The organism is Vibrio sp. J1-1, assembly GCF_021728395.1.
In the GTDB taxonomy this organism is placed as follows: domain Bacteria; phylum Pseudomonadota; class Gammaproteobacteria; order Enterobacterales; family Vibrionaceae; genus Vibrio.
This window is the reverse complement of sequence record NZ_JAKKCM010000001.1, coordinates 91385-113963: the sequence shown is the minus strand read 5'-3', so window position 1 is coordinate 113963 and position 22579 is coordinate 91385. Positions and strand designations below refer to the sequence as shown.

At 45.0% G+C, this 22579-nt stretch carries 19 protein-coding genes; 7 read left to right on the top strand and 12 right to left on the bottom strand.

Going from position 1 to position 22579, the window contains the following annotated elements:
* Positions 1 to 194: 194 nt before the first annotated feature.
* Positions 195 to 590 carry a hypothetical protein gene (locus tag L3V31_RS00525; protein ID WP_237313749.1) on the bottom strand — a complete coding sequence of 132 codons (396 nt, stop codon included), beginning with the start codon at positions 588 to 590 and terminating at the stop codon, positions 195 to 197.
* 190 nt (positions 591 to 780) lie between these two features.
* Here L3V31_RS00525 and fdhF point away from each other — a divergent pair, with 190 nt between their 5' ends.
* Together fdhF and L3V31_RS00515 are read left to right on the top strand one after the other, a co-directional pair.
* A complete protein-coding gene (fdhF, locus tag L3V31_RS00520) occupies positions 781 to 5049 on the top strand; it encodes a formate dehydrogenase subunit alpha (protein ID WP_237313738.1) in 4269 nt (1422 codons plus the stop codon).
* Between the two features lie 225 nt (positions 5050 to 5274).
* On the top strand, positions 5275 to 5646 hold the full coding sequence (locus L3V31_RS00515) for a hypothetical protein (protein WP_237313736.1): 372 nt from the start codon (positions 5275 to 5277) through the stop codon (positions 5644 to 5646).
* A 25-nt stretch (positions 5647 to 5671) separates the two neighbouring features.
* Here the strand turns inward: L3V31_RS00515 and L3V31_RS00510 are convergent, their stop codons facing one another.
* From L3V31_RS00510 to L3V31_RS00480, 7 genes are all read right to left on the bottom strand, one after another.
* The gene (locus L3V31_RS00510; RefSeq protein ID WP_237313734.1) at positions 5672 to 6772 is read right to left on the bottom strand and encodes an ABC transporter permease; all 1101 of its coding nucleotides are present in this window, start codon (positions 6770 to 6772) and stop codon (positions 5672 to 5674) included.
* Complete coding sequence (locus tag L3V31_RS00505; protein ID WP_237313732.1) at positions 6769 to 7695, bottom strand: ABC transporter ATP-binding protein; 927 nt, start codon at positions 7693 to 7695, stop codon at positions 6769 to 6771. Before L3V31_RS00505 ends, L3V31_RS00510 begins: the two co-directional genes overlap by 4 nt.
* Before the next feature lie 4 nt (positions 7696 to 7699).
* Positions 7700 to 8647: an HlyD family efflux transporter periplasmic adaptor subunit gene (locus L3V31_RS00500; protein ID WP_237313730.1), complete on the bottom strand. Its 948-nt coding sequence runs from the start codon at positions 8645 to 8647 to the stop codon at positions 7700 to 7702.
* A 406-nt stretch (positions 8648 to 9053) separates the two neighbouring features.
* Positions 9054 to 10109 (bottom strand): ACR3 family arsenite efflux transporter, encoded by a 1056-nt coding sequence (gene arsB / locus L3V31_RS00495; protein WP_237313727.1) that lies wholly within the window; start codon positions 10107 to 10109, stop codon positions 9054 to 9056.
* A 75-nt stretch (positions 10110 to 10184) separates the two neighbouring features.
* Entirely contained in the window at positions 10185 to 10526 is a 342-nt protein-coding gene (locus L3V31_RS00490) for a winged helix-turn-helix domain-containing protein (protein WP_237313725.1), read from the bottom strand.
* Positions 10527 to 10597: 71 nt separating this feature from the next.
* Positions 10598 to 11344 (bottom strand): DUF6515 family protein, encoded by a 747-nt coding sequence (locus tag L3V31_RS00485; RefSeq protein ID WP_237313724.1) that lies wholly within the window; start codon positions 11342 to 11344, stop codon positions 10598 to 10600.
* A gap of 65 nt (positions 11345 to 11409) precedes the next feature.
* A complete protein-coding gene (locus tag L3V31_RS00480; RefSeq protein ID WP_237313722.1) occupies positions 11410 to 11739 on the bottom strand; it encodes a helix-turn-helix domain-containing protein in 330 nt (109 codons plus the stop codon).
* 142 nt (positions 11740 to 11881) lie between these two features.
* Between L3V31_RS00480 and L3V31_RS00475 the strand changes: the two genes are divergently transcribed.
* The 3 genes from L3V31_RS00475 to L3V31_RS00465 all read left to right on the top strand — a co-directional run bounded on the left by L3V31_RS00475 (position 11882) and on the right by L3V31_RS00465 (position 14622).
* Positions 11882 to 12190 carry a hypothetical protein gene (locus tag L3V31_RS00475; protein WP_237313720.1) on the top strand — a complete coding sequence of 103 codons (309 nt, stop codon included), beginning with the start codon at positions 11882 to 11884 and terminating at the stop codon, positions 12188 to 12190.
* Between the two features lie 683 nt (positions 12191 to 12873).
* Entirely contained in the window at positions 12874 to 14031 is a 1158-nt protein-coding gene (locus L3V31_RS00470) for an aromatic amino acid transport family protein (protein WP_237313718.1), read from the top strand.
* Between the two features lie 228 nt (positions 14032 to 14259).
* Positions 14260 to 14622, top strand: a complete 363-nt coding sequence (locus L3V31_RS00465; RefSeq protein WP_237313715.1) for a hypothetical protein — start codon at positions 14260 to 14262, stop codon at positions 14620 to 14622.
* A 71-nt stretch (positions 14623 to 14693) separates the two neighbouring features.
* Here L3V31_RS00465 and L3V31_RS00460 read toward each other — a convergent pair whose 3' ends face one another.
* The 4 genes from L3V31_RS00460 to L3V31_RS00445 all read right to left on the bottom strand — a co-directional run bounded on the left by L3V31_RS00460 (position 14694) and on the right by L3V31_RS00445 (position 20181).
* The gene (locus tag L3V31_RS00460) at positions 14694 to 16565 is read right to left on the bottom strand and encodes a methyl-accepting chemotaxis protein (protein ID WP_237313713.1); all 1872 of its coding nucleotides are present in this window, start codon (positions 16563 to 16565) and stop codon (positions 14694 to 14696) included.
* 422 nt (positions 16566 to 16987) lie between these two features.
* Positions 16988 to 18352, bottom strand: a complete 1365-nt coding sequence (locus tag L3V31_RS00455) for a YjiH family protein (RefSeq protein ID WP_237313711.1) — start codon at positions 18350 to 18352, stop codon at positions 16988 to 16990.
* A 548-nt stretch (positions 18353 to 18900) separates the two neighbouring features.
* The gene (locus L3V31_RS00450) at positions 18901 to 19572 is read right to left on the bottom strand and encodes a YoaK family protein (RefSeq protein ID WP_237313709.1); all 672 of its coding nucleotides are present in this window, start codon (positions 19570 to 19572) and stop codon (positions 18901 to 18903) included.
* 201 nt (positions 19573 to 19773) lie between these two features.
* Complete coding sequence (locus tag L3V31_RS00445) at positions 19774 to 20181, bottom strand: GFA family protein (RefSeq protein ID WP_237313707.1); 408 nt, start codon at positions 20179 to 20181, stop codon at positions 19774 to 19776.
* 313 nt (positions 20182 to 20494) lie between these two features.
* Between L3V31_RS00445 and L3V31_RS00440 the strand changes: the two genes are divergently transcribed.
* Together L3V31_RS00440 and L3V31_RS00435 are read left to right on the top strand one after the other, a co-directional pair.
* Positions 20495 to 21127, top strand: a complete 633-nt coding sequence (locus tag L3V31_RS00440) for a hypothetical protein (RefSeq protein ID WP_237313705.1) — start codon at positions 20495 to 20497, stop codon at positions 21125 to 21127.
* Between the two features lie 120 nt (positions 21128 to 21247).
* Positions 21248 to 22531 carry a peptidoglycan DD-metalloendopeptidase family protein gene (locus L3V31_RS00435; RefSeq protein ID WP_346014838.1) on the top strand — a complete coding sequence of 428 codons (1284 nt, stop codon included), beginning with the start codon at positions 21248 to 21250 and terminating at the stop codon, positions 22529 to 22531.
* Positions 22532 to 22579: the final 48 nt, after the last annotated feature.

The window sequence follows — 22579 nt, the reverse complement described above, 5'->3', positions numbered from 1 at the left end:
CGCTCGTAAACGCACAAATAGTGTGAATCGATGCGAAAGCTGGTGATTGCCGGACGTTTGGAAATTGTGATTACTTCAGCTCTTTCACGATACAGGTAATCTAAGATCGTGAAGCGTCATTTAGGTAAGTACACCAATCGCCGGGCGCAATTAAACAACCTGCTAGGTTAAGCAGGGTCGAATGCTTTTATGAATTAAACGATAGGAGGCCGATAGAGATCGTGACTGACTTTTGCGACAGGGTCATTGCTCTCGATATTGATGGTGGCTCGATGAGCCATCAGGGAAAGTTGGTTTTCTGGAACAGGTAAAGAGACAAAAACAAATGAGCAAGAGGTTGGACAGCAATCGTGAACCATCTCCAAACCGTCGGAGCAGCTCATAGACATATCTGAAGAGGCTGAACGATGAGATATAGCCATATTCATATTCATACTGTGGGAGCCACAGTGCTCGGCTTGTTTAGCTATTGTCTGATCTGACATCATTTTTAGGTTCATAAGTGGCGCACTGTTTACCACGCTCGATACCAAAAGGATCAGCGTTGTCAGCAGGGTGAGCCAAATTGTATGCCAGAGTTTAAGGTGCATACTCGTTCCAGTAAAAATGAATGTATCTCGTTAATAACCCTTGGATAGTAAAGGTTACCCTAGGGGGAAAGTCAATAGTTAATATTTGACAATAAAAATGTAGTTAGTGAGCATTTTGTCACATGAACTTCCCGCAGTAGGATTTATCCTTAGTTTAAGTGAGGGTAAAGTGTCTAGCTCAGGGTAACGTATGATCGAAATAATCATCGACGGGAAGTATCGAATTGTAGAAGAAGGGCTGACTCTTCTTGAAGCGGCAAAAGTATGTGGGGTAGAAATTCCGTCACTTTGCGGAATGAACAAAAGTAACGAGAAAGTGCCATGCGACTTGTGTGTCGTTGAGATAGAAAGTGGGGGGACAAAGCGAGCTTGTGAGCTGGAAGTATATGATGGGCTTAACGCAGTTACACAGTCAGAGCAACTCAGTGAGCACCGAAGAAAAGCCCTTAACCGAATCATGACGGATCATTACGCTGACTGCGAAGCACCTTGTAAAACGGCGTGTCCTGCCGGTGTCGACATTCAATCTTACCTTTACCATATTTCGCAAAACGATCACCAAAAAGCGGTCGAAGTGATCAAAAAAACGCTGCCAATGCCGCTATCTATCGGACGTGTGTGCCCGGCATTTTGTGAAAGCGAATGCCGCCGTTCTTTAGTCGATGAACCTATTGCCATTCGGCAGCTTAAGCGTCACGCAGCCGATACCGATCTGGCTTCTTACGAGGCCTACGTTCCTCACAAAAAGCCAACTAAAAACCGAAGAATAGCGGTGGTGGGAAGTGGCCCGGGTGGTTTAACCACGGGCTATTATCTTTCTAACGAGGGCTATGACGTAACGGTATTTGAGTCGATGCCGAAAGCTGGTGGGTGGCTACGCTATGGCATTCCGGAATATCGCCTGCCAAAAGATATTCTGGATAAAGAAATCGAATTGATGTGTCGCAATGGCATGCAGATCAACACCAATAAAAAGCTTGGCGTTGACTTCACGCTTTCCCAATTAAGTGAAGATTATGACGCAGTTTGTTTGGCTGTAGGCGCATCTCAAGCGGTTGAGATGAAGTACCCAGGGAGTGACCTAGACGGTTGCTACTTGGGGGTAGATTACTTGAAAGACTACGTGACGGAACAACACTATGTTACTGGCAAAAAAGTGGCGGTTATTGGTGGTGGTAACACCGCGATCGATTGTGCCCGAACTGCGCGACGGGCAGGGGCTGATACAACGCTGATTTACCGTCGAACTCGAGACGAAATGCCAGCAGAAGATTACGAAATTGTTGAAGCTGAACACGAAGGTGTTAAGTTCCACTTTTTGACCAATCCCGCGGAAAATTTAGCGGATGAAAACGGGCGCGTTAATGCGGTTCGATTAGAGCGAATGGCTCTGGGACAGCCAGATTCATCAGGACGTCGTAGCCCCAAACCCACAGGGGAATTCTTCACTGAAGCGTTTGATACGGTGATCTCTGCCGTGTCTCAAAAGCCAGATTTAAGTTTTTTAGACAACGATGCTTTATCTATTCCCGTAACGCGTTGGAACACCTCTGAATCTGATGCGCAAACCATGCATACCGGGACGGGGAATATTTTCAGTATTGGCGATTTCCGCCGCGGCCCTGCGACTGCGGTAGAGGCAGTTGGAGATGGGCGAGTTGCCGCGAAAGCCATTGATCTGTTTCTTAACGGTGACATGGCGGATATGCCAACACCTGCTTTTAACTCTCGCAAAGAGCAAAAATTGTCGCAAGTTGATCCGCTTCACTTTGAAAATATTCAAAAAATCGCTCGTACGATCATGCCTGAATTAACCCCAGAACAACGTGAGCAGAGCTTTGCCGAAGTTGAACTCGGATTTGATAATGAAGAAGCAATGAAAGAAGCGGCACGTTGTCTTGAATGTGGCTGTCAGGCGAACACAGACTGTGCTTTACGAGATTACTCAACAGAATATCAAGCTGAACAGAAATTCGAGGATTCGTTACAAGCAAAAGCAACCAATGTCGTCGATCATCAAGGATGGCTTGACCTACGAGCAAAAGATCTTCGTCATAAATACGAAGTCGACCGCAGTTCGGAGTTTATCGAATTCGATGCCAACCGCTGTATCAGCTGTGGTCAGTGTATTCAGGCATGTCGAGAGCAAGCCGTCCATGGAGTGCTCAGTTTTGTGAGTGATGCCCATGGTCGTCCGGCACTGAGACCGGATGACCGACCTCGATTCCGTTCAGACAAGAAAGGAGATAAGTCTAGTGGTGTAACGCTGATGGGGGACTCCAAGTGCGTGCAGTGTGGTGCTTGTGTGCAAGCGTGCCCAACTGGCGCAATGGTAGATAGCCGTGATCGATCGCAAGGTCGAAGCGAGGCTTTGAAAGCCGTTGATACTATTTGTACTTACTGTGGTGTCGGTTGTAAGTTAACCATTTTTGTTGACGAGGCGGAGAATAAAATTCGCTATGTCAAAGGCGCTGACTCTCCGGTGAACCAAGGTATGTTGTGCGTAAAAGGTCGCTTTGGTTTTGATTTCATTGGAAGCGAAGACCGATTAACCACGCCACTTATTCGTAAAGATGGATGGCTGCAACCAGCAAGTTGGGAAGAAGCTATCCAATTAGTCGCGTCTAAGTTTACGTCTATTAAGCAAGACTTTGGCAGCAATGCGCTGGCGGGTTTCTCTTCGGCAAAAACCACCAACGAAGACAACTACGCGTTTCAGAAATTCATTCGCCGAGAACTCGGTACCAATAACGTTGACCATTGCGCGAGACTTTGTCATGCGTCAAGCGTCACCGGGCTGGAAGCCTCATTAGGCAGTGGGGCAATGACGAATGATATTCCGAGTATCAAACACTCGGATGTGATTTTTATTATCGGTTCAGACACCACTTCTGCGCACCCAATCATCGCATCGCATATCAAGCAAGCCATCCGTCATCATGGTGCACGGTTGGTGGTGGCTGATCCAAAACGTGTCGATATCGTTGAGCATGCCGAGCTTTATTTAGCGCATCGTCCGGGTACGGATGTCATGCTACTAAATGGTGTTATGCAGCTGATTATTAAGAATGGCTGGTTTGATCAAGAGTACATCGAAGAGCGCGTTGATGGTTTTGATACCTTGCTTCAAGAAGTGATGTCACCCGCTTATAACTTGGACAAAGTTGAACTGGTCACGGGTGTGAAAGCCGACGATATTTTTGCCATGGCACGTATGATCGGGACTGCCAAGCGTACTGCTGTGTACTATTCGATGGGTATTACGCAGCATACGACCGGGCATGATAACGTTCGATCGATTGCTAACCTGCAACTGTTGTGCGGAAACATTGGTATCGAAGGTGGAGGCATCAATCCATTACGTGGCCAATCAAACGTGCAAGGGGCGTGCGATATGGGGGCATTACCGAATTGCTATCCGGGCTATCAAAAAGTGTATAACCCAATGGTTAGACAGAAGTTCTCCATAGAATGGAATGCTCCAAATTTGTCGGCTGAACAAGGATTAACGCTGACGGAAATCATCGATGCCGCATGTAAACGTGACGTTCGAGGCATGTACATTATGGGAGAAAACCCCGTATTGAGTGATCCTAACCAAGCGCATGTCATAGAAGGCTTGGAAGCTCTGGATTTCTTGGTAGTGCAGGATATCTTCCTTACTGAAACGGCACAGTATGCCGATGTGGTTCTGCCTTCTTGCTCATTTGCTGAAAAATCAGGTCATTTTACTAACACCGAGCGTCGGGTGCAGCGTGTGAATGCCGTTGTTAACGCTCCGGGAGAAGCTAAAGAGGATTGGTGGATCATTCAAGAGCTGGCTAACGCGATGGGCAGTGACTGGAATTATCACGGCGTGTCTGAAATAACCAGCGAGATTGCTCGTGTGACGCCTCAATATGCGGGTTTACGTTGGGACGCTATCACACCAAATGGAGTGCAATGGCCGAGCAGTAAGAACAATCCGAATGGTACGCGAATCATGCACCAAACCCAGTTTACGCGTGGTAAAGGGCAAATGGTGGGGATTCCGTTCCGTTATGCTGCTGAACTTCCAGATGAAGAGTATCCTTTGGTACTGACAACCGGGCGAGTGTTGGAGCAATTCCACACAGGGACCATGACGCGAAAAACGAAAGGGTTGGATAATCTTGCAGGGCCGAGAGCCATGCTCAGCGTCGAAGATGCAGAGGCTTTAGGGATTAGCAATGGTCAACGCCTGAAAGTATCGACGCGTCGTGGTCATATTGAAATCGATGCATTTGTAACGAAAAGAATGCAAAAAGGGGTGGTATTTATTCCTTTCCATTTTGTTGAATCGCCAGTCAACCGATTAACAACAACGGCAACGGATCCGCATGCGAAAATTCCCGAGTTTAAAGTTGCGGCGGTGAAAATTGAAATCGTAGAACCCGTTAAGGCTGAGAGCTTAGCCTCTGAACACAACCATACGGAGTAGACCGACACGATAAAACAGACTCGGCATTGAGCCTAGCGAAGGCAATGGGCAGGAATCATAATCGGATCCCTGCCCTTTTTTATGCTAACTGGACGCGAGATTGTCAGAGAATTGACTGTTTCTGACCGCCCTCTGTTATTCAGGCAAGTTCTATAACCTAAAATTTGCTGAGCTCCTATACTCAGGCTACAACGTTGAGTTTTTATAACAACAAGAGGCACTTGCATGACAAGAACAACCTCATTAGCAGTCGTTTTTTTATTGATGTGCGCATATTTTGGATACAACCATTTTTATGTGTACCCAAAGCAGTTGGAATCTCAAGCTGAATCAATGCTACTCAAAATGGCAAATCGAGAAGAGTGGCTAGATGCGTTCGAGGTGATGAACCGAGTTGATGCACACAAAGGTTACTTAGAGCTTGCTGCTCAGATTAAATCTTCCGATGGGAATCGAGCCTACAGCGAAGGATTTATCACTTATAGTGATCGTCAAGGCATGGTCTGCAAAGAAGTCGTGTTTGATTTTAAGATCGATTCTTTAAATAACTACACGATTTCTAATATACGTGACTGCTCTATGGGAGAGTACTATTAAACGATGCCCAGCGTTTGGTACGCTGTTAATCGAGCGACTTCTTAAACCTCAGAGAAGCGACCAATAGACCAAGGATGGTAAATCCAACTAGCCATAACGTATCTCGCCACAAGTCGGCTAAGTCCGCACCACGTAGCACAATCCCTCTAATCATCCGCATGAAGTGAGTGGCAGGGAGTACTTCAGATATCCATTGCGCCGCCACTGGCATTCCTTCATAGGGAAACATGAAACCAGATAACAGAATGGATGGCAGCAGAATAAACACTGTCATCTGCATGGCTTGAAGCTGTGTTTTTGCGATGGTTGATATCATTAGGCCTAGGGTCAGGCTGGCCGCAATAAAGAGTAATGTCCCAAACAGCATTTGGCTGATGGCGCCGTTAATCGGAACGCCAAAAATCCAGTGGCCGAGACCTAATATGATAAATACTTGAATCAGGCCGACAAAGATATACGGAACGATTTTCGCGATCATCAACTCAATAGAGTGGATTGGTGTGGTGATGAGTAATTCTAAGTTACCGCGTTCGCGCTCCCGAACAATAGCGGCACTGGTAAATAAGATCATCGTCATGGTGAGAATGACGCCGAGCAAACCCGGAACAATGTTTACCGCAGAACGGCGACTTGGGTTGTAGTAGAGCGCGACTTCAAAGGTTTTGGTCGGCCTGGAGCGGATCTCGAAGTCAAAATCAGTCAGAGGCATGGTTTGCAGAGACAATATAGCAGAGCTGATCATGGTGTCTGAACCATCGACAATCCATTGGCCCAGTTCGCGTCCTTGCATCATTCGTTGCGTGAGATCGCTAGGTAAAATCAGTACGGCGCGCACAAGCCCGTCCTGAATCGCTTGCTCTGCTTCTTGGGCGGTCGCATAGGTCTCTTTGATATCGACAACCTGTGTGACTTCGACTGATTGAGCAATGATACGCCCGGCGGTACTGCCACTTTGATCGACGACACCAACTGGAATATTGCGAATATCTGTATTGATTGCGAATCCGAACAACAGTAATTGAATAAGCGGGATCATCACTACCATGCCAAAGGTGATCCGATCGCGGGCAAGTTGACGAATTTCCTTGATCATCACGGCTTTCATTCGGGCAATGGGTTTGATCATTGGCGGCCTTTTCCTGTCACAGTGACGAAAACATCTTCCAGGCTTGGTCGCGCATGATTCATTTCGGCATTTTCTAATTCTGGAAATGTCTGTTTGAGCCAATTTATTGGATGCTCAATATGCTGGTGGATCAGAATGCGTAAACGAATGCCTAGCTGGGCTGCAGAACGAACCTCTTCGCGCTGAAGGAGTTTTTCTTTTAACTCACGTAATTTGTCTGCTTTAACTTCAATAATGTTTACCCCCATATTTTCCATCAACTGTTCAGGCTCGCCATCTGCACAAATTTCACCTGACTCCATAATAGCCAGACGATGACAACGTTCGGCTTCGTCCATGTAATGTGTGGTTACTAAAATGGTTGTACCTTTGTCGCATAAATCAAACAACTGTTCCCAAAACTCACGTCGGTTCTCAGGGTCTACGGCAGAGGTCGGCTCATCAAGAAAAAGAAGCTCGGGGTCATGCATTGTTGCAGCAGCAAGAGAAAGACGTTGTTTTTGGCCGCCACTCATGCCGCTGACTCGTTGCTTTCGTAGCTGATCCAACCCATAGGTTTTCAGTTGTTCTTCTATCCGAACTTTAAGCGCTTTACTACCCAGACCAAAAATTTGGCCAATAAATTCGAGGTTTTCTTGAACCGAGAGATCGTCATAAAGCGAAAACTTCTGTGTCATGTAACCGATCTTGAGCCGCAGCATTTCGGACTGCTTAGGAATTTCCAGCCCCAGAACATCGACGTTGCCTTCAGTAGGACTGAGTAGACCCGTCAGTACGCGAATTGTCGTAGACTTACCGCAGCCATTCGGACCTAAAAAACCATAGATAGAACCTTTGGGAACATTCAATGTGATATGGTTTATTGCTGTAAAATTACCGAATTTTTTGACCACATTCTTAGCTTGAATGGCGTATTCCGTCATGGCATTACTCCACTAGGTCAACTTGGGCTGGAACACCAGAAGGCAGCGACTTTGCCGACTCAGGTAAATCGACTTCAGCCAGATACATCAGACGGGAACGTTCTTCCTCTGTCAGTGCGAAATAAGGCGTAAAAGATGGCTCTGTGGCCACCCAACGCACGGTTCCCTGCAAAGGACTATCTAGCCCGTCGACGTTAACTGTGACGGTTTTTCCCGGGACAAAGTTAAGACGGAATTTGGCGGGAACGTACACTCGGGCGTAGGGGACCCTGTTCGCTTGTATTACGGCAACGATGCCATTCAAAGGGACTCGTTCCCCAAGGTTGTAGGGTAAGTTATCTAGCGTTCCATCACGCGTGGCGGTAATGGTTAGCTCTGCCAGCTTCTGTTCTTGAAGTGCAACATCCGCCTTCGTAGCCATCAATTCCGCTTTAGCCTGATCAATATCTTCAGGTCGAGACCCGGCAGTTAGCTTGCTGAACTCTTCTTTGGCGGAGTTCAGCTCGGCCCGGGCTGAGTCTCTTGCCGCCAGCGCAGAGTCTTTCTCGGATTGGCTAATGAGCTTCTTTCTTACCAGTTCGGCTGTGCGTTGATAGCTTTTCTGCGCTTCTGTGAGCTGTGCTTCTGCTCTTGCGACTTTTGCCGAGGCGGCAGCGATGTCTTCTGGACGCTCTCCGTTAGTGAGCTTCAACAGATAAGCTTCGGCTTTGGCTTGCTCTGCTAGCGTATGGGCGAGTACAGCTTGCTGGTTCTTGGTATCCAACTGTACCAGAACGTCACCTTCACTGACTTGGCTACCTTCTCTAACAGGGAGCGCGCGGATGATCTCATTGGAGGTTGCAGTAAAAGTTACGCGGTCACGCTCAAGTGTTCCGAGTGCTTGATGTGTGTTGTCTTTTGAACATGAGGTCAGTAGAGCAATAATTAAGGTGCCAAAGATAAATCGCTTCATAGTGCGGTGCTTCCCTGAAAGGCGTTTAGACAACTTCTCTTGATCCCCTGAAGTTACTGGATACAGTTCGCCAGCGAACAAGCTTTACTACAGCTTAGCATGTAATGGAGAAACTATTCTTTTTAAATAGAGAGACTTAGGTTCGTGATTGAATTGCGAAGTGGTCAGCGAGCAGAATCGAGAGCGTGATCGAGTTTTGTACTTCATTGTTATGTATATGTAGGTGTTGTGAGTGAGTAAGTCAGAGGTTAATCGACTGTTGAGTTAATGGGGTTAAAGATGAGTTGCGTGGTCACAAAAGTCAATCTCTGTAAGGGGAGGAAACCAACGGGTTTCATATTCACTATACTTAAACGCCTTCCAATAAGGGAAGGCGTTTTAGGTGATATCAGATTAAATTTTGCAATTAGATTGTGTATTTGACTTTCATTCGGAGTGCGACATTAACTAACGCGATTAAAACTGGCACCTCAATCAGGGGACCAATCACACCTGCGAACGCTTGGTCTGAATTTAAACCAAACACCGCGATAGAAACAGCGATAGCGAGTTCGAAGTTATTACCAGTTGCGGTGAAAGCGATAGAAGCATTTTTGTCGTATGGAAGACCGAGTTTTTTACCGATAAAGAAACTAACAAAAAACATCAATACGAAGTAAATCGCCAGTGGAATCGCGACTCGGAATACATCCATAGGAAGCTCCAAAATCATTTCACCTTTTAGACTGAACATCAGCACGATAGTCGCAAGTAGCGCCACTAGGGTGATTGGTGAAATACGTGGGATGAATTCGTCTTTGTACCATTGTTCTCCCTTGGCTGCGACCAGCCACTTGCGGCTAAGAAAACCAGCAAGGAAAGGGATGCCAAGGTAAATCAGTACGCTTTCGGCGATATCTCCCATAGAGATATCAACGACGAAACCTTCATAGCCAAAATAGGGTGGCAGTACCGTAATAAACAGCCATGCCATCACGCTGTAAGTCAGAATTTGAAAAGCACTGTTCAAAGCAACCAACGCTGCCCCATACTCTTTGTTACCGCCACCGATGTCGTTCCACACCAGAACCATAGCGATGCAACGAGCAAGTCCGATGAGGATAATACCAACCATATAGCCTGGGTGATCGCCAAGGAATGTCAGTGCAAGGATGAACATGAGAATTGGACCCACAATCCAATTCATTACCAATGAAAGCGTGATGGCTTTTTTGTCTTTTGTCACGGTGCCTAACAAGCCATAGTCCACTTTCGCCAGTGGTGGATACATCATCAGGATCAAGCCAATCGCCAGTGGTATATTGGTACTGCCGACTGACATAGTTTCATTCCATTGTGCTACTTGTGGGAAAACGGCACCGATACCGACACCAATTGCCATAGCGACAAAGATCCAAACCGTTAGGTATCGATCAAGAAAGCTCATTTTATTACTAGCACTAGTTAAAACTTCGGTTGTCATAGTGTCTCTCGTTTATCGTCGAAATACGATTATTGGATTTACTCTTACTCGTCGTAACGTTTAAGGGAGAACCGATTAGTTGAAAAGGTTAGAAAAATCCGAGTTAAAACTATCCAGCGCCTTGCGCTGAATGCGATAGCAAACTTTTGGTGGATTAGGCTCTGCCGTAATAAAGCCAGCTTGCTTTAGAATTCGCAAGTGCTCAGAAACGGTTGATTGAGCAAGCCCCAGTTCAGAGACCAGATCACTATTCAGGCAGTCGTCCATCGTGTCTAACTTATGAAGAATATGCAGAATGCGTAAACGGGCAGGGTGCGACAAAGCTTTTGCCTGTGCTGCCAACGTTTTTTCTTTGTTCAGTTGTTGCTCAGTCGTTTCAAAAGAAACCTGGCACGCGTTTCCGCATTTGTTACTCATCGGTAGGTCTTTTATAGTTAATCGTCGAATAGCGATTAATTTTACGTGGAACGCGTCGGTTATGCAAGGCTCTACAACGGTGAATCAACGACCACATATTTACGCTCATCCCGTAGAGGGAGGAACCAGGTGTTTTGATACTTAAAGTAAGTTTGTCCATTTACCACGACCGTTTTCTTTGTACTAGGTAGAGAGTCAACAATCTCTCCTTTCTTGAATGGGCTGCTCGAGGACATGTTCGTTGAAATTGAGCTGGAGCTTTGCGTGACGGTTGCACTATTTGAACCGGAATAGCTCACAACATCGCTTCCATCTATTACTGTGTAGTTTCCTGCTGGTGGACTCTCTACGTACACATAGCGATCGCCACTTTTCTTATAATAAGCATCCTGAACAATAGCGTAAGTAATACCAGCGAAAATCGCGAAGGTAGCGATATCAACTAAGTCTCGGTGGTAGTAGTAATAATGGCCGCGGTAAGGGGGATAACGATGTCCGCTTCGCACGTAAATATAAGTCGAGTAATGTGTCGGTGGTCTAATCACCACTGGAGGTCGGTGATAACTCGGCGGGCGATGATAACTAGGTGGTCTGCTAACATTCGGAGGACGATGGTGGCCTGGTGGTCTATGCTGAGAAGGTGGATGAGTTGGCTTTACTACCGGGCGTTGTACAGGCCGGGTCTGATGCTTATTCCCTGGCTGAATAATTGGGCGTACGGAAGGTTCGTTGTGCGGCTTAGCCGACACAGCGGTGCTGCCTATAAGAAAAAACGTCAAGGCTGTAACAACCCATCTGATAATTAAACCGCTTTTCATAAAACGCCTCTGTTACATTTTGGAGAGCAAATATCCTCATACCTAATTATAACAGAGCATCAGGCTTAGGAAGTGTTCTTCCGTTGCTCGAGTATGAGAGACAAAAGACGTACTAATAAGGATTGAGCTTCAGGTGAGAGTAAGCGTGCGATAGAGGCAAGGTCATGTTCTGTCACATGTTCTACGCCCCTGACGTCGAGAGAGATATCAAGATCAGTTAGCTGCATTGACCTCAAGATTGAACGGTATTGTGAAAGCTTGAGATCGGATTCACCTCGCTCAATTCTTTGATAGGTTTTAACGCTCATCCCTGCCATTTTGGCAATTTGTTCGCGGGAAAAGCCAATCTCTTTTCGTCTTTTGATTAGTGCTTCGATAATAGGGTCGATATGCATAGATCCTCCAGCCAGAGTGGACTGTTTTGACCAAAAGTAAGCAAGAAGTGGACCAATTTAACCAGCTGGTCTTTATCTTGCTGATAATTAGGTATATGAATGGCGACCTAAAAAATACATATATTTCAGTTGGCTATAAAAAATGGAAAATCATCAGTCCTATCATTTGACCACGAATGAAACAGATATTCGCAAAATGCAACGCATTTTAGATGCGTTACGTAGTGATATTGCTGACAAACAGCAGACATTCGGAAGAGGTGTTTTGGCGTTGACGCGTGAATCCCAGTTGCGATTAATGAACTACAAGGAACTTTATTTGCATCGTGAGTCGATTGGCGAAGAAGAATTGCAAACGCTTTATAAGAGCATGAGCGAAACCGAAAAAGTGATTGCTGATGAGGGAATTCATGCTTTGACGTATATGATACTGGCCTTAGACGAAAGCTGATGAATAAACTCAAACAGTTATGTGTCGTATAGATTTCGTTTAATACCAAAAGAAATGTAAATGCTGGGGAACCAAACCCAGCATTTCGCCACTCAAGTTACCAAATTTTCGAACCGTAACTCAGTGTTTTAGAGGTATGTGAACCGAATGATGTCGGTACGCAGCGAATAATAGCGATATTGTCTGATCTAGGCTACGGCATTGGAATTTAACGTCTACTCCCAATCTGTAAATAAAAATGTACACTCGATAGCCATGCGTCGGAATACCAGAGATTCATCTCTTTACTGGTTATTTTAACCACATATCTTAGGTGTTTGGATGCTGCGACTAAAATATACGGCTGAAACATTGACCTTTTACTTTTCAATTCTCCTGGTTATGCCGTACAATCTCGCCGAACCAATCTCATTCTATTTCGAATGAGAGATTGATGATTCAGATGACCTATTTTGCTTCGAACCCAAAATGCGGGCGTCCCCATCAATCAAAATATCGCCTAAAAATGATCTCCTAGATGCGCATGAAACTAGAGGAAGTTCTCTTTTTCCAATGCGTGTTATTGCTATTTGGCCGTCGTTATTGCAGCCAAATTTTGGCAAGTAGGGGACGTTTTGTTGTTTGTACTTTGGATTGAGTACTGCAGGCGAAACAAAAACGGATTGAATTTAGAGGTATTAACCGTGAATCTTAAACTTGTCGGCAGCTCCCTGATTGTTGCAGGTACTGCTCTTGGCGCCGGTATGCTTGCTATACCTATGGTGCTCGCTCAATTTGGCCTCCTTTGGGGCACACTTCTTATGCTGTTCATCTGGGCCGGAACCACTTATGCGGCACTGCTTCTTCTTGAAGCGAGCTGTAAAGTCGGTGGTGGCGTTAGCATGAACGCGATTGCACGTGAAACACTTGGTAAAGGTGGCCAATTGGTGACTAACGGCCTGCTTTATGCCCTGCTTGTTTGTCTTCTCATGGCGTACATTATTGGTGCTGGCGATCTGGTACAAAAAGTTACTGCGTCGATGGGGCTCCCGGTCTCGACAATTTCAAGCCAAGTTGGCTTTACTCTTTTGGTTGGCATCATCGTGTCTGCTGGCACTGGTGTTGTTGATAAGCTTAACCGCGCCTTGTTCATTGGTATGATCGTCGCTCTTATCCTCACTCTTTTCGCTCTTATGCCAAGCGTGACGTTTGAAGGGTTGGATGAAGTTGTGAGCGAAGACAAAGTGGCGCTGATTAAAACAAGCTCAGTGCTATTTACCAGCTTTGGCTTTATGGTCGTGATTCCTTCTCTGGTCAGCTACAACAAAGAAGCGAGCAAAACGCAGTTGCGTAACATGATCATTGTTGGCTCAACCATTCCTCTTATTTGTTACCTGCTATGGCTACTTGCTGTTGTGGGCAATCTACCTCCTCATGAGCTTGCTCAATACTCAAATGTGACGGAATTGATTGCGGTGCTTGGTCAGCAGTACTCTGGCCTGGAGTTTATTCTGTCTATGTTTACTGGTCTGGCGCTACTGACCTCGTTCTTAGGGGTGGCAATGGCCCTTTACGATCAAAATGCAGACTTGTTACAAGCGGGTAAGCCAGCGGTATTTGTCACGACGTTTATTTTACCGTTATTGGGAGCAGTGTTTGTACCAGAGCACTTTTTAGCCATCCTTAGCTATGCAGGTATTATTCTGGTATTCCTTGCTGTATTTGTTCCTCTGTCGATGACGATGAAAGTACGTCGTGTACCAGTTGAAGATAACAGTATTTATGAAGCTGGTGGTGGCGCGATGGGAATGAGCATGATGTTCCTGTTTGGCTGCTTCTTGCTGGTTGCTCAAGCTGTGTAAGCTGTTAAAAGGCAATTCTAGTAGAGCCGCGCTGATGAAACAGCGCGGCTTTTTTATTGGTTCTGAAATGATGCTAGCCACAGTGGTAAGGTAAGTAATTGTTCTGACGTAAACCTGATATATGGCGAAAACTCTGACGGTTTGGTGAAAAACCTTAGCGGAGGTCTGACATGGTGTAGAACGCAGTGTCCTAGGATTAAAGTGTTAATTTCGATGAGAGGAACTGTTGTGTCAAAACAATTATCTATTGCCATGGCTGGCGTTATGCTGACTTTAGGCATGTTTAGTACCGACGCGATGGCGGATCCGAAGCATAAGCATCGCTATGAACGAGAGCATCATCACTACCACGATGATTATGACCATGATCGTCACCACCATAAGCGTAAGCATAAACACAAACATAAGCATAAACATCGAGATGTAATTGTGGTTGAGCATAGACCGCCAAGACACCGATACTATTACCGTGATCGCGTTCCAAGTAATAGTGTCTTTATACAAATTGGTAATTTGACCTATTTAAAAGTCGATGATTATTATTATCGTCGTTCGAATGATCGTTATGTTCACGTTGATTTAAGACTGTAGTCAGTACTTATAACGTTGAAGAAAAGAAAAACAGCGAGCTATGCTCGCTGTTTTTGTTCATGAGGATTAATTTATACGGTAAATCGGTTAAGGATTTCGTCTTGCTTACGAACATCCTCCTGCTGAGTTCGCATCGCGTCGTTAGTTCGGTTTGCGGATTCAGCGACCTGTGTCGACAAGTCTTTAATATTTACAGTATTGTTGTTGATCTCCTCAGCAACTAAGCTTTGCTCTTCAGCCGCAGAGGCGATTTGTAAGTTCATATCAGAAATTCTCTGAATCGCATCTCGAATACGTTGCAATGAGTCATTGGCTAACTCGGCTTTTTCCACGGCTTCTACAGCGCTGCCTTTACTTTGGTGCATGGCGCTAGCAACGGATGAAGCACCAGACTGAAGCTGCTCAATCATACTGCGAATCTCGGTTGTAGACTCTTGTGTACGCTGAGCCAACGTACGTACTTCATCTGCTACCACAGCAAAACCTCGACCAGACTCACCAGCTCGAGCGGCTTCAATTGCTGCGTTAAGCGCGAGTAGGTTAGTTTGATCTGCGATATCGTTAATCACTTTAAGGATCGTTTCGATGTTCGCCGTTGCCGATTCAAGAACATGGACTTCCTCGACGGCCAAATCGATACTGTCTGAAAGTAAGTTGATGGTTTGTGTCGACTCGAGTACGACTGATGAACCCTCGACCGTTTCTTGGTCCGCTTCTTTCGCTGCACTTGCGGCGCCTTGAGCATTGTTCGCCACTTCGGTTGCGGTTACAGACATTTCGTGCATGGCCGTTGCTAACTGTTCAAGCTCCTGTAGCTGAGTTTGAATTGCGCTTGCGGAGTCTTCAGCACCTTTGGCAGTAATTTGCGTACCACTTAGGATCTGGTCAGAAATACTCTTTGATTCAATGATTTGATGTTGTAAGTTTTCTATAAAGGTGTTGAAGTTTTTTGCAAGCTCAGAAAACTCAGGATCGGTATTGGTTTCCAGACGTTGAGTGAGATCGCCTTTTCCTGATGCCACATCTTTAATCGCGTTGTTGAGAGTATCAAGCGGGCGCATTAATGTGCGAATCAATAGAGTTAACGCAATAATTGACGCGATAATCGCAATGACTGAATAGATGATTGCACTGTTACGTAACTCGGCCACATCCGCATAGGCGATGGTTTCGTCGATCACCGCACCCAGATACCAGTCTTCACTTGGGATATGTGCCAAGCTGACCATGTATGGGCTGCCATCAATTTCAATCTTTTGAGCTGTGCTATCCAGTTTTACTTGCGGTAAGTAACTGCTGATTTTCTCGCCATGGAGCTTGCTGTCAGGGTGTGCAATGGTGGTGCCGTCTGATGAAACAAGAAACAGATAGCCCGCGTCAAACAAGTTTACTTGGTTGACCAAATCGGAAAGTGTCGTGAGTGCTAAGTCATAAAACATAGCGCCTGTAAACTGGCCATTATTTTTAACTGGCGTCCCGACGGAGATGATCACTTTTTTTGTAGAGACATCAACGTACGGTGCGGTCACTACTAGGTCACCTTTGCTTTTTGCAGCCGTAAACCAAGGACGTTTACGTGGATCGTAAGTCGCATCTGGCTCCCAACCATCGTCGTTTTCGACAACCACTCCGTTATGGTCGTAGCCCAAACCAATTGCGATGAAGCTGGATTTTAGGGTTGGTTTCTCGACAATATTCTTAACATAGTCCTGTGAGTTTGGGTCGAGCTCTATGATCTCGGTTGTGGCGCGAGCAAGATCCTTCTTGGCTGACATCTCTGATTCTACGGTGTTCCCTACGCTAGTTAAGATTTCTTGCACGCTAGAATCGATATGCTCGCTGGTTTGAGCTCTGATCATTATGACTTGCTCTATCGACAGTAGCGACACAGTAATTAGCAGCAAAATTGAAGAGGCGGTGACAACCTTGTGTCTGAATTTCATTAGTTTTCCTCTGAGTATCCCTATGGCTTATCCCTGCTTTCACCTCTTATTACTAGGGTGAATTGACAGCAAAAGACGCCTGTGTGTTTGGTTCTTCATTACTTATCGACAATATTGTGAAAAACTTGAAACCAAACATGCCCTTTTGAAATGAAAAAATGCTCAATTTGGCTCTTGGTTTATGGATGAAAAATGAAGTGGTTATTTATTGCTTGTATATGAATGAGTTAGAAGATAGTGCTCGTTGAGGGGAAGATTTCCAGACTGGTCTGATGAGAAAGTACGCCTCTCGGTAACAAGAGAAACCACCCTTTTCTAAGGTTGATATTGTTGATCAAGATTGGAATTAAGTAGGGTGAGGGGCATTGTGTACAAACAAAAAAGGCCCCACCGAAGCAGAGCCTTTGTAAGAGCAATTGAAGTTAGAATATCAAGTGCGCCATACCAGCAATCACAGGTAGTGTGATTAGGGTACGTAGAATAAAGATAACGAACAACTCTACGATATTGACTGGGATCTTACTGCCCAGTAGCAAAGCGCCCACTTCAGACATGTAGATAAGTTGTGTAACAGACATAGCTGCAATAACAAAGCGCGTCATTTCGTTATCAATTGATGCAGCCAGAATCGCAGGGATAAACATGTCAGCAAAGCCTACGACGATAGTTTTTGATGCAGCAACAGCTTCTGGGATTTGTAGCAATTCAAGGTAAGGGATGAATGGCTGACCCAGAATCTCAAATACTGGCGTGTACTCAGCGATTACTAAAGCAACCGTACCAAGGCCCATCACCACTGGCAGTACACCAAAGACCATGTCTATTGCGTTGTGTACACCTTCTTTAAGGACCGACTGGAACGAGGTCACTTCTGATGCACGTTTCAGAGCTAAATCCATACCCCAAGAGAAGGTTGTATGGCCTTCAGGAACGGCATCCACATCTTGGTCTGGTTTGCTGTCATCAATGTAACGATCTTTCTTTAGGCTTAGTGGTGGTAAGCGAGGAATAATCACAGCAGCGACGATACCCGCAAGACAGATCGTACCGTAGAACGGCAGGAACAGGTGTTCAAGTTGAACCTGAGCGATGACGACCAAGCTGAACGTAATCGAAACCGCTGAGAATGTTGTACCGACTACTGCAGCTTCACGTTGCGTATAAAACTTGTTTTCGTACTGCTTGCTGGTAAGCAGGATACCAACACTGCCATCACCCAACCAAGATGCCATACAATCGATAGCACTACGACCAGGCAAGTTAAACACAGGGCGCATTACTTTACTTAGAAGTGCTCCAAGCAGCTCTAGCAGACCAAAATTAAGTAGCAGAGGTAGTAATAGGCCAGCAAATATGAATACCGCAAACAGTGTCGGTAATAGTCCTGTCAGAACCAATCCACCTGTGTTTTCTTCCCAGACCGCTTTAGGGCCGATTTCAAAGAACGTCATCAACACGGCAGCAGCGCCTATTAAGCGAACAAGCAACCAAAGTGGAGATGGGTTAAACAAGCCGTTGAGGAAACTATTACGTAGGATTGCAGCAGGCTGGAAAATTTTGCAAAGAACAGAAGCGACAGCCATAAAAGAGATGATAACGGTAATAATGGCAATCAACGTGTCGCCGAGTACAGCAGGAATGACTTTAGCCATGACTGCGACTGGGATCGTCAGATCACCGTCGTAAGAGATTGGTGCCATAAAAAGCAGAAGACCGATTAAGGATGGGATCAGGAACATCCAAAAGTTGCTCTTAGGTGCTTCAGTAGCATTAGTATTATTGTGCATAATTGTCTCGTGTTACTACTAGTCAATACTTGCCATAATCCATGACATAAATATTCACTAAACATCCGTATTTAATCGCAGGATGCGGAGGGTACCCGCAAACTACGTCCATTGCAATACTATTCATTAAATACATTTACTTATTCAGTCGATTTGTCGGAAAATTGGTTGAATAATGAATTTCTGTATACGAATATGTTGCTCGTGTTAGAAAATTGTATCATTAATTGGCTTGTGTGAAGGTAATTCTAAGAAGCAGTGTGATTGGAATAGTAAAAACATGGCTAAGTGTGATTTAAATCACGTAACAATTGCGGAGTTTTTAACCATTACACTGTCTTAACATAGGGACATTCTACTTACACTTAGCAAGTTTGAGAGTTGAATAAGGGGAAGGGAAAGTTAGGGATAGCCGTCGGTTTTGAGAATGGAGTTTACTGTCGAGGTTGTGGTCGTATTCAGTTGAGTTCCAGCTAAAGCCTAAGCGTTATGAAGCTACTTGCAGTTAGGCTGCTGTTCTATCGTTACTAGATAATTTTTCTCTACTATCAACATGTTGGTCTGTGATTTAGCCTATACAAATACACCCAATAAATGATGGCTGTACTAAATGCTAATAACGCTGGAAATATCAATGTATGCAGACCATACACACTAAAGAGAGCGGCTCCTGCTACGCCACCGAGTAAAAAGCCGGAAAAGATAAATAAGAACAACAGGGCTTTTCGTCGGTCAAATTGACGTCCGCGCAAACTTTCTCCGATCATAATGCCCAGATCAGTAATGATACCTGTCATGTGAGTGGTTCTGACTACAGCACCGCTAAACGTCGTAATCATCGCGTTTTGCAAGCCACAGGCGGCGGAAGCCAAATACTGGCCATAAACGTTGCCCTGAACCAAGAAGCCTAAACTAAGAAGAAGTAAGCTGCCTTCGATACACAGTGCAACCCCGTATCGGCGTCCAAGTTTTAATGCACTGCTTTCGATGAAAAAGCCACTAAACGCAGCACCAATCAAAAAGCTGAAGACGATAAAGAGCAGGTGAATGGAGCTGTCCACTCCTGTTAATAAGCTGTTCCCTAGCTGAGTGACGGTTCCGGAAATGTGTGTTATCGCTTGATGTTGAAAGCCGAGAAGACCGACGGCATTGACGCAGCCTGCAAGAAGAGCAAGTAGAAACGCACCATATTCCACCCAACGAGGAAGTTTGGAAATCACAATAAAACCCCACTAAATGTTAGGAGCCGATTATAGCGCTCACACTGAGATATGAAACCCTTCACACTACAACTCGGTTGATCATTCTCAAAGAAAACTCAAAAAAGCAGGGATAGACCAATCACAGTAAATTAGTGATTAGGAATCTGTAGGAAAAAAACTTGAGAACAAGCCACTTTTTGGTGAATAGTTATTCTACGCTCATGCGATATGCTCAATAGTGCATTCGAAACTGACCCAGCCGTGTTTTCGTTCCTCATAGATCGAAATGGTCGGCTCTTGGAACTCTTTATCACTAAAGAGTCCTACAGGTACAACAATAATTTCTGGTGCAGCGGAGAGTAATAAGCGCATAGTGGTGCCACAGGCAGGACAAAATTCGTATCGGACTTCACTCCCGTCATCGCTGATTCTGGTATAGCTAATAACGTCACCATCTAAAATGACGTTCGCTTTGGCGAAGCGGGCTTGGACTCCAAATACGCTGCCAGTTCGCTTTTGACACTCAAAGCAGTGGCAAATCGATGTACGTATGGGTTCACCTAAACAGCGAAGCTGAATCAAGCCGCACGCACATTCGCATGAGTGGGTTCTGTTTGGTTTTGGCATCGTGTAAATTAAATAACCTCAAACTGTGCTCATGTCCCTCTGAGCACCTGCATTGGCAAATCGAATGCCCAGTGCCCACTTATTGGGGTTAAATCTTTTCAAGTTCTCAGAGAACAGTTTAGGACATTTATACCCAAATACCTCATGCTAGCGATCACCTTTCAAACTAAAACTCGACGAACTTAGACAGGTGAGGTCATTTTTATTTTGAAACATTTGATGTATTGGTACGAAGGTTGTTTTGCGGTGATGGCTCATTATTTGGTATATACTCCGAGCGCGACTTATAAACAATAAAAACAAGGAAGTCTTCATGGCACGCAATAGAATTCTGCCTATTCCACTTATCCTCCTTATTCCTGTTGTATTATTAATCATCGTGATTGTTGCTGGTGTTTACCGATTCAGCCTCTCTGATGATGAAATATTAGCCAAATTCCCGCAGAGCGAAGTTCAGTCTAATTCGATTATTTCGGACGTGCTTAATATCAAATCTTCAAATCCGTGGACAATTCAGGTTCCCGAACAAAATGCAGTGAGTTTCATTGAAGAGTGGGATAAGGAGGCTGGTTATTTGATCGGTCAATACGATGCTGGGGCTACAAGAGGTAAGGTTTTGTTATCGACTGAATTTATTGTTCAACGCCAGATAGAACAAGTGCCTTGGATTGTTGCACCAATGATTGTCACCACACCGGGAACAGGATCATTTTATTATATTGGTCTGTTCAAATTTGATGCGATACCAAGCCGAGTTATATTGCTTGATAGTGTATTCATTGGCGATCGTATTAAATTTAATCAATTGGAATGGCGAAACGATACCATTATCGATGCCTCATATCTGACGCATGATGTAAATCAAGCGATGTCTGAAGCACCTAAACAATTAAATTCTGTATCCCTGAAGCGCGTAGGCAATTTTCTACATATGCAACAAGGATGAATTTATTTTACTTCTGTAAAAAATAAGTGTTTTCTGAGCTAGATCTCGAAATTTCCTAGTGATTTCTTATGCGGGAATGCATAAGCTATTAGGCCTGTTTATAAGGAGATAGTAATTCCCGTGTCTACAAAAGAAATTACAAGACGGTTGCCGAATCTGACAGGTCGTAGAGCGCTGCTGTTGTACTCCTTACCTGTTTTGGTAGCGATTGGTGTTTCTCACTCTCTCAAAGAGTCACCATTAACTAAAACCATCGCTTTAAACCTGCCGGAATCGCAGGTTGTTGAAAGAATTCTTGATGCGACAACTGCAGAAGTTGTCACCCCACCAAACTTCGAGTATCAAATCCAAGCAGGCGATAATCTTAGTACGATTTTTAGTCAGCTTGGCTTCGGCTATAGCTCATTAATGAAAGTCATGGAAACGGACTTAAACTACCTTGCGCTAGATACGCTAAAACCGGGCAATACATTGCGATTTTGGCGTGATGATATCGAAGGTGAACTGCTTAAGATGGAACTGCAATTTTCTATCGCAGATAAAGTGGTTTATGAGCTGAACCGTGACGGCAATTATGACTTTACCGACATTTCAATTCCTGGTGTATGGCATCAAGAACCACTGGTTGGTGTAATTCAGGGCAGTTTCTCTTCGTCAGCTAGTCGCCTTGGTTTAACGTCGGCTGAAATCAACCAGGTTGTGACCTTGCTGAAAGAGCAATTGAACTTTGGCAAAGATCTTCGTGCTGGCGATCGCTTTGAAGTGGTTCGACGTTCACAAAGCATCAATGGTGTCTCTACTGGTAAGAACGAAATTGAAGCGATAAAGATTTATAATCGCGGTCGTGAAATCACAGCTTATCTGCATACAGATGGCCAATTTTATAACGCGAAAGGTGAGAGCCTACAGCGTGCTTTCCAGCGTTATCCTGTAAGCCGTGGTTGGCGAATCAGTTCTGGATTTAATCCGAATCGTCATCATCCAGTGACTGGTCGTGTCGCGCCACATAATGGTACCGACTTTGCTACACCAATCGGTACTCCTGTGGTTTCAACAGGTGACGGGACGGTGATCATGACACGTAAACACCCATACGCTGGTAATTACGTGGTGGTTGAACACGGTAGCAAGTTCAAAACCCGCTATCTACATCTAAGTAAGATCTTGGTGAAGAAAGGGCAAAAAGTGTCACGTGGTCAACGAATCGGTCTATCTGGTAAAACGGGCCGCGTTACTGGTCCTCACCTTCACTATGAATTGATCCAGTATGGACGACCAGTAAACGCGATGAGAGCAAACATCCCAATGGCGAGTTCGGTGCCTAAGAAGGAGATGGCAACATTTGTTGCTAATCGCGATGAGATGGATAAGCTTCTGAAAAATAAAGAGAAAGCAGTTTTATAACACGTTAGCTTTCCTTTTATCTAAAATGTTACTTTGAAAGGCCAGGCA